This is a genomic window from Alkalihalophilus marmarensis DSM 21297 (genome assembly GCF_000474275.2).
Lineage (GTDB): Bacteria > Bacillota > Bacilli > Bacillales > Bacillaceae_D > Alkalihalophilus > Alkalihalophilus marmarensis.
The window spans coordinates 1-1,231 of sequence record NZ_ATAE01000064.1; the positions used below are offsets into that span (position 1 = coordinate 1).

1 protein-coding gene is annotated in these 1,231 nt (G+C 38.7%); it reads left to right on the forward strand.

The window, feature by feature from the left end; genetic code table 11:
* On the forward strand, positions 1 to 1,164 hold a 1,164-nt coding region (locus A33I_RS18595; RefSeq protein WP_022629822.1), incomplete at its 5' end, for a transposase.
* Between the last annotated feature and the right edge of the window lie 67 nt (positions 1,165 to 1,231).

A 1,231-nucleotide genomic window follows, 5' to 3' on the forward strand; every position in this document is an offset into this window, starting at 1 on the left:
GTCATTGACCCAAGTTCCCTAACGAAATTCCGTAAACTCCGTCTTCCAGATGAGGGTTTATTAGATATGCTGGTTGGGAAGAGTGTTGAGATCGCTATAGAACATAATATCCTTAAAGATCCCACTATTATCCTTGATGCGACTCATACGAGAGCTTGTTTTAATAAAAAGTCACCGAAAGAATTTCTACAAGAAAAGTCTAAAAATGTTCGGAAAGCAGTCTATCGCGTAGATGAGTCGATGCAAGGGAAGTTCCCTGACAAACCTTTATCTAATGACCTTCAAGAGGAGTTAGAGTACTGCCGACAGATCATTTCTACTGTAGAAAGCTCAAAAAGTATCGAAGTACCCGCTGTGAAAGAAAGACTTAATGTCTTAAAAGAAGTTGTCGAGGATTATGAAGAAAACATGATTCAATCGGATGATCCTGACGCACGAACAGGGTTTAAATCTCAAGACACTTCTTTCTTTGGATATAAATCTCACCTTGCCATGACAAATGAAGAACGAATTATTACCGCTGCGGTCATTACATCAGGTGAAAAAAATGACGGGAAATACCTAAGAGAACTCGTAGACAAAACAAGAAATGCAGGTGTAAACGTAGATACCATTATCGCTGATACAGCTTACTCCGAAAGAGAAAATATCCGTTTCACAAATGAACACAAAATGGAGCTTGTCTCAAAACTTCACCCTCTGGTTACTAATGGATCACGTAAGAATGATGAGTTTGAATTTAATAAAGATGCAGGTACATATATGTGTAAGGCAGGACACCTAGCCATTCAAAAGAAATATGATGGCTGTACCAAGCACAATAAAAATCCTAGATACCGCTATTTCTTCGACGTAGAAAGATGTAAGGTTTGCCCTCTGAAAGAGGGATGTTACAAAGAAGGGGCTAAAACAAAGTCGTACTACGTAACGGTTAAATCAACTGAACACACCGAACAAGAAGCGTTTCAAGAAACAGAGAGATTCAAAGAACTATCGAAGTCTCGATATAAAATAGAAGCGAAGAACAGCGAATTGAAAAACCGGCACGGGTATAAAAAAGCGAATTACTCGGGTCTATTTGGTATGCAAATACAAGCGGCCACCACCATATTCGCCGTCAATTTAAAAAGAATATTGAGACTCAAGAACCAAAAAGAGTCGTAATAATCAAGAGAAAGGGCAGTTCCTTCTCCACGGTCGGAGAAGAAACTGCCCTTTTTTTTATTTTTTT